5 protein-coding genes and 1 pseudogene are annotated in these 5,510 nt (G+C 76.6%); all 6 read right to left on the reverse strand.

Features of this window, described 5'->3' with window-relative positions:
- Window positions 1–316: 316 nt before the first annotated feature.
- Window positions 317–2,230: a phosphoribosylformylglycinamidine synthase subunit PurL gene (purL, locus tag VF468_13160; protein ID HEX5879244.1), complete on the reverse strand. Its 1,914-nt coding sequence runs from the start codon at window positions 2,228–2,230 to the stop codon at window positions 317–319.
- A gap of 260 nt (window positions 2,231–2,490) precedes the next feature.
- Window positions 2,491–2,577 (reverse strand): annotated as a pseudogene (locus VF468_13165) (hypothetical protein).
- On the reverse strand, window positions 2,570–3,229 hold the full coding sequence (purQ, locus tag VF468_13170) for a phosphoribosylformylglycinamidine synthase subunit PurQ (protein ID HEX5879245.1): 660 nt from the start codon (window positions 3,227–3,229) through the stop codon (window positions 2,570–2,572). Before purQ ends, VF468_13165 begins: the two are co-directional and overlap by 8 nt.
- A 162-nt stretch (window positions 3,230–3,391) precedes the next feature.
- Window positions 3,392–4,231, reverse strand: coding sequence for a serine hydrolase domain-containing protein (locus VF468_13175; protein ID HEX5879246.1), 840 nt, complete (start codon window positions 4,229–4,231; stop codon window positions 3,392–3,394).
- Window positions 4,228–5,010: a hypothetical protein gene (locus VF468_13180; GenBank protein HEX5879247.1), complete on the reverse strand. Its 783-nt coding sequence runs from the start codon at window positions 5,008–5,010 to the stop codon at window positions 4,228–4,230. Before VF468_13180 ends, VF468_13175 begins: the two co-directional genes overlap by 4 nt.
- 19 nt (window positions 5,011–5,029) lie before the next feature.
- Window positions 5,030–5,269, reverse strand: a complete 240-nt coding sequence (gene purS, locus VF468_13185; GenBank protein HEX5879248.1) for a phosphoribosylformylglycinamidine synthase subunit PurS — start codon at window positions 5,267–5,269, stop codon at window positions 5,030–5,032.
- Window positions 5,270–5,510: the final 241 nt, after the last annotated feature.

The raw sequence follows: 5,510 nt of genomic DNA on the forward strand, positions 1-5,510 counted from the left end.
GCCCGCAGCCCCTCACCCATGCGGTCCTCCGGCAGCCGACGTCCTCAACCCACTGTCGCACGACCCGCTGAGATTTCGCTGAGCGCCTGCCGGGTTCGGGCAGGCCGGAACCCCGACCCGCGGCTGCCGGTCCCCCGCCTCGCGGTCCCCGTCCCGCGGTCCCCGTCCCGCGGTCCCCGTCCCGCGGTCACGCCGGAACCCGACCCGCCGTTGTCGGGTCCCCCGAGGCTACTCCCGGCGGGTTCGTCGGTGCGTCGGGCTGTCCACAGCCCCCGTCAGGCGGGTCCCCCGGCCCGTCAGGCAAGCTCGCCGGCCGTCAGGCGGGCTCGCCGAGGGCGCGGGGGAGGGCGCCCTCGTAGGCGTCGCGGACGCGGGACAGGGGGAGGTCGAGGACGCCGGGGACGATCAGGCGGTCGCCGCCGGTCGCGCCCAGGCGGGTGCTGGGGACGCCGGCCTGGACGGCCGCCGCCTCCAGTTCGTCGGCCGCCTCGGGAGGGGCGGCGAGGAGGACCCGGGTGGCCGACTCGCTGACCAGCGCGGCCAGCGCCGCCTGGCCCTCCGGCAGGTCGGCCGCGCCGCTCCCGTCGTCCGCGGCCCGGCCCTGGCCCCCGCCCGCGAGGACGTCCGGGAGGGTCACGGTGGCGCCGACCCCGGCGGCGAGGGTCGCCTCGACCAGGGCGAGGGCCAGGCCGCCGTCGGAGAGGTCGTGGACGCCGACGGGCAGGCGGCGGGCGGCCAGGTCGGCCAGCAGGCCGTGGAGCCGGGCCTCGGCGGGCAGGTCGAGGGCGGGGGGGCGGCCCTCGAGGCGGCCGGTGGCGAGGCGCTGCCATACCGAGCCGCCGAGCTCGACCCGGGTCTCCCCCAGCAGCCAGACGTCGAGGCCGGGTCGGGGGAAGCCGGTGGGGACGGCGGTGGTGGCGTCCTCCAGCAGGCCGAGGACCCCCACGATCGGGGTGGGGTGGATGGGCCGGCCCGACGACTCGTTGTAGAAGCTGACGTTGCCGCCGGTGACGGGGAGCCCGAGGGCCCGGCAGGCGGCGGCCATGCCGTCGACGGCGGCCGCGAACGTGCCCATGACCTCGGGACGCTCGGGGCTGGCGAAGTTGAGGCAGTTGGTGACGGCGATCGGCTGGGCGCCGGTGCAGGCCACGTTGCGGGCCGCCTCGGCCACGGCCAGGGCGGCCCCGGCGGCCGGGTCGAGGGCGGCGTAGCGGCCGTTGCCGTCGGTGGCCAGGGCCACCGCCCTCCCCGAGCCGGGGACGCGGAGCACGGCGGCGTCGCAGCCCGGCCCGGCGACCGTGCCGTGGCCGACGAAGCGGTCGTACTGCTCCCACACCCAGCGCTTGGAGGCGCAGGTCGGGTCGGCGGCCAGGGCGAGCACGGCCTCGGCGGGATCGGCGGCCAGCGGGACCTCGGCCGCTCCGGCGGCCGGCGGGCCAGGGGGGACCAGCGGCCGGTCGTACACCGGCCCGTCGTCGGCCAGGCTGGCCGCCGGCACCTCGGCCACCACCACCCCCCGGAACCGCACGTTCAGGATCCCGCCGGTCGTCATCTCCCCGAGCACGCTGGCCAGAATCCCCCAGCGCTCGCAGACCTCGAGCACGTCGGCCAGGCGCGCCGGGTCGACCAGGGCGAGCATGCGCTCCTGGGACTCCGAGACGAGCACCTCCCAGGCCTCCATCGACGGCTCGCGCAGGGGCACGGCGTCCAGGTCGACCTCCATGCCCATCCCGGCCCGGGCCGCGACCTCGGCGACCGCGCAGCTGATCCCGGCCGCCCCCAGGTCCTGGAGCCCGCGCAGCAGGCCCCGCTCGACCAGCTCCAGGCAGGCCTCGATCAGCAGCTTCTCCTGGAACGGGTCGCCCACCTGCACGTTCGGGCGCTTGGCATCGTCGCCCTCCTCGAAGCTGGCCGAGGCGAGCACGCTCGCCCCCCCGATCCCGTCCCGGCCGGTCTTGGCCCCCATCAGCACGGCCAGGTCGCCCGGCCGCTCGGCCGAGCCGCTGAGGCGCCGGTCGGCCGGCATGAACCCGACGGTGAGGGCGTTGACCAGCGGGTTGCCGGCATAGCAGGGGTCGAACACGACCTCGCCCCCGACGGTGGCCACCCCCACGCAGTTGCCGTAGTGGCCGATGCCGGCCACCACCCCCTCGACCAGCCGCCGCTGCAGGGGCTCGGCCGGGTCGCCGAACCGCAGCGAGTTGAGGCTGGCCGCCGGCCGCGCCCCCATGGCCAGGATGTCGCGGATGATCCCCCGACCCCGGTGGCCGCCCCCTGGAACGGCTCCACGAACGACGGGTGGTTGTGGGACTCGATCTTGAACACCGCCGCCAGCCCGTCGCCCAGGTCGACCACCCCGGCGTTCTCCCCCGGCCCCTGCAGCACCCTCGCCCCCTTCGTGGGCAGCCGCCGCAGGTGCACCTTGGACGACTTGTAGGAGCAGTGCTCGGACCACAGCAGCGAGAACATGGCCAGCTCGGCCCGGCTCGGCTCCCGCCCCAGCACCGCCAGGATCCGCTCGAACTCCTCGTCGGTCAGGCCGAGCTGGCGGTGCAGGGTGGCCGCGGTGCTAGACACGGGCCGCCAGGACCGACTCGAACAGCCCCCGGCCGCCGACCGGGCCGAGCAGAGGGTCGACGGCGTGCTCGGGGTGGGGCATGAGGCCGACCACGTTGCCGGCGGGGTTGCGGACCCCGGCGATGTCGGCCATGGAGCCGTTGGGGTTGTGGCCGGGGGCGTAACGGAACACGACCTGGCCGGCGGCGGCCAGGGCGGCCGGGTCGTCGCAGACGTAGCGGCCCTCGCCGTGCTTGACCGGGATGGCCAGGGACTCGCCGGCGGTGCAGGCGCCGGTCCAGGCGGTGGCGGTGGACTCGACCACCACCTCGACCTCGCGGCAGACGAAGCGCAGCCCGGCGTTGCGGAGCAGGGCCCCGGGGAGCAGGCCGGCCTCGCACAGCACCTGGAAGCCGTTGCAGATGCCAAGGACCGGCCCGCCGGAGCGGGCGAAGGCGGCCACCGCCCCCATCACCGGGGAGAACCGGGCGATCGCCCCGCAGCGCAGGTAGTCGCCGTAGGAGAACCCGCCGGGCAGGACCACGGCGTCGACCCCCCGGAGGTCGCCGTCGCCGTGCCACAGGGCCACCGGCTCGCCCCCCATCGCGGCCACGGCGGCCCGGGCGTCCCGGTCGTCACACGACCCCGGGAAGGTCACCACCCCGACCTTCATGCGGCAGCCTCCCCGACGACGTCCCGACCGCGACGCAGGCTACCAGACAGCATTGTCGATGATTTGCGGCTGTGGACCGCGATGGGCAGCTCGCTTGGCGATCGGCTACGCTCCCCTCCGGGGGGCCGAGCGCCGACCAGGCGGCCGGGGTGCGGCGCGCCCTCAGGCCGCGGGGAGGCGGTCCGACCATCCGGGCCAGGTGGCCATGGCCCACTTGTCGTCGTCGAAGTCGCGGTCGGTGACGGCGGCGGCGGCCAGGCTGGCGTCGGGATCGACCCAGAGGAAGCAGCCGCTGGCCCCGAAGTGGCCGAAGGCCGAGGGCGAGCGGCGGTCGCCCATCCAGTGGGGGCGCTTGCTGTCGTGGAGCTCGAAGCCGAGGCCCCAGTCGCAGGGGTCGAAGCGGCCGACCCCGGGGACCAGCCCGGCCAGGCCGGGGAACTGGACGGAGATGGCCTCGGCGAACAGGTCGGGGCCGACCACGGGGGCGCCCCGGTCCAGCAGGCAGCGGGCCAGGCGGGTCAGGTCGTCGAGGGTGGAGGCGGCGCCGGCGGCCGGGTCGCCGTCGACCCCGCGGCGGTGGACGAGCCCGGTCGCGGTCATGCCCAGCGGATCGAGCACGCTGGTGGAGAGCCAGCTGGCGAAGGTCGTCCCGGCGGCGTCGGCAGCCGCCTCGGCCAGGATCCGGAAGCCGACGTTGGAGTAGATGCGGCGCTGCCCGGGGGGCCGGGCCCGGCCCGGGGGCTCGAAGGGATGGCCGCCGGCATGGGCCAGCAGGTGGCGGAGGGTGACGCCCTCGCCGCCGCCGGGGACCGGCTGGTCGAGCTCGATCCGCCCCGACTCGACCGCGGCCAGGGCGGCCAGCGAGGTCATCAGCTTGGTCACCGACGCCACCTCGAACCGGTCGTCGCCGGTCACTCCGCCGAGGAAGGCCGTCTCCACCCCCGACGGCGAGACCACCGCCACCCCGGCCCGCCCGACCGGCCAGTCCAGCTCCAGTGTCACCGGTACCCCGCCTCCTTCAGTCGCGCCAGCGCGCTCGCGTCGTCGCCCGACAGCAGGGCGGCGGCGTCCGCGCAGCCCCGGTTGGGCTGGACCTCGCCGCCGAACAGCCGGCCGCAGGCCTCCAGCTCGGCCGTGCGGGCGGCCAGCTCGGCGGCCGCGTCCGGCGGCCCGCCGCCGGCGACGTGGGCGCCCTCGTGGGCCAGCACGGCCGCGACCCGCTCGGGCGCGGCCTCGCCCTGCTGGAACTTGGCGTGGACCAGGACCGCCGGCCGCTCCGGCCCGAAGTCGGTGGCCGACTCGTTGATGGACAGCTCGAACTCGGCGAAGGCCAGGGTGGCGGCCGCGACCTGGAGCCCGGCGCGCGCCCGCTGGATCGGGGCGGTCGAGCGCAGGGCGCAGAGCTTGTCGGCGGCCGCGTCCAGCAGCGCCACCTCGGCGGCCGTGCCGACCAGGGTGACCCGGTCCAGGCGGGGGCAGCTGGCCTGGCGCCGCACGACCCGGTCCCGGTTCTCGGGCAGGAGGACCGGGACGCGGACCTCGCCGACGCCATGGCTCAGGTCCTGGGCCGGCGGCGAGCGCCGGGCCGCGACCGGGAGCTGGCCGGGACCCGACCCGAACATGCCGGCCGCCACCACCACCATGGCCACGGTGGTGACGGCCACGGCCAGCCACAGCCACCACGGCAGCCGCGGCCAGGGGCGGGCCTTGATGGCGGCCACCTCGTCCGGGGCGAGCCGGCGCGGCCGCCCGATGGACGGCAGCCGCAGCCGGCCGGTCATCTGCCTGGCCACCTGCCGCTCAGTCGGGCAGGAGGCGCACGGAGAACTCCTCGATCACCGGGTTGGCCAGCAGCGCCTCGGCCATCCGCCGGGCCGCCTGCTCGCCGTCGCCGTCCCGGACGGTGAGCTCGACGTGCTTGCCGATGCGGACGTCGGAGACCCCGTCGAAGCCGAGCGACGGGAGGGCCCGCTCGACCGCCTGGCCCTGCGGGTCGAGGATCTCCCGCTTCAGCATCACGTCCACCGCTACTCGGGGCATCTGGGACCTCCACGCTCACGTTGCCGCTGCATCGTATCGGTTCCCGGCGGCGGGACGGCTCGGGCGGTGTGACCGAAGAGTGACAAACCCGAAGTCGGAGCGTACCGGGCGCGGTGCCGCTTCGTGACCGGGCCGGCACAAGGTAGGGCTCCAGCGCCGCGAGGCGGCGCGGGAAGAGAGGAGCACCGCATGCCGGCACCGATCCCCGACCGGCCACCGCCGGCCAGCCAGTCCGCCGCCC

It is taken from the genome of Actinomycetota bacterium, from assembly GCA_036280995.1.
Lineage (GTDB): Bacteria > Actinomycetota > CALGFH01 > CALGFH01 > CALGFH01 > CALGFH01.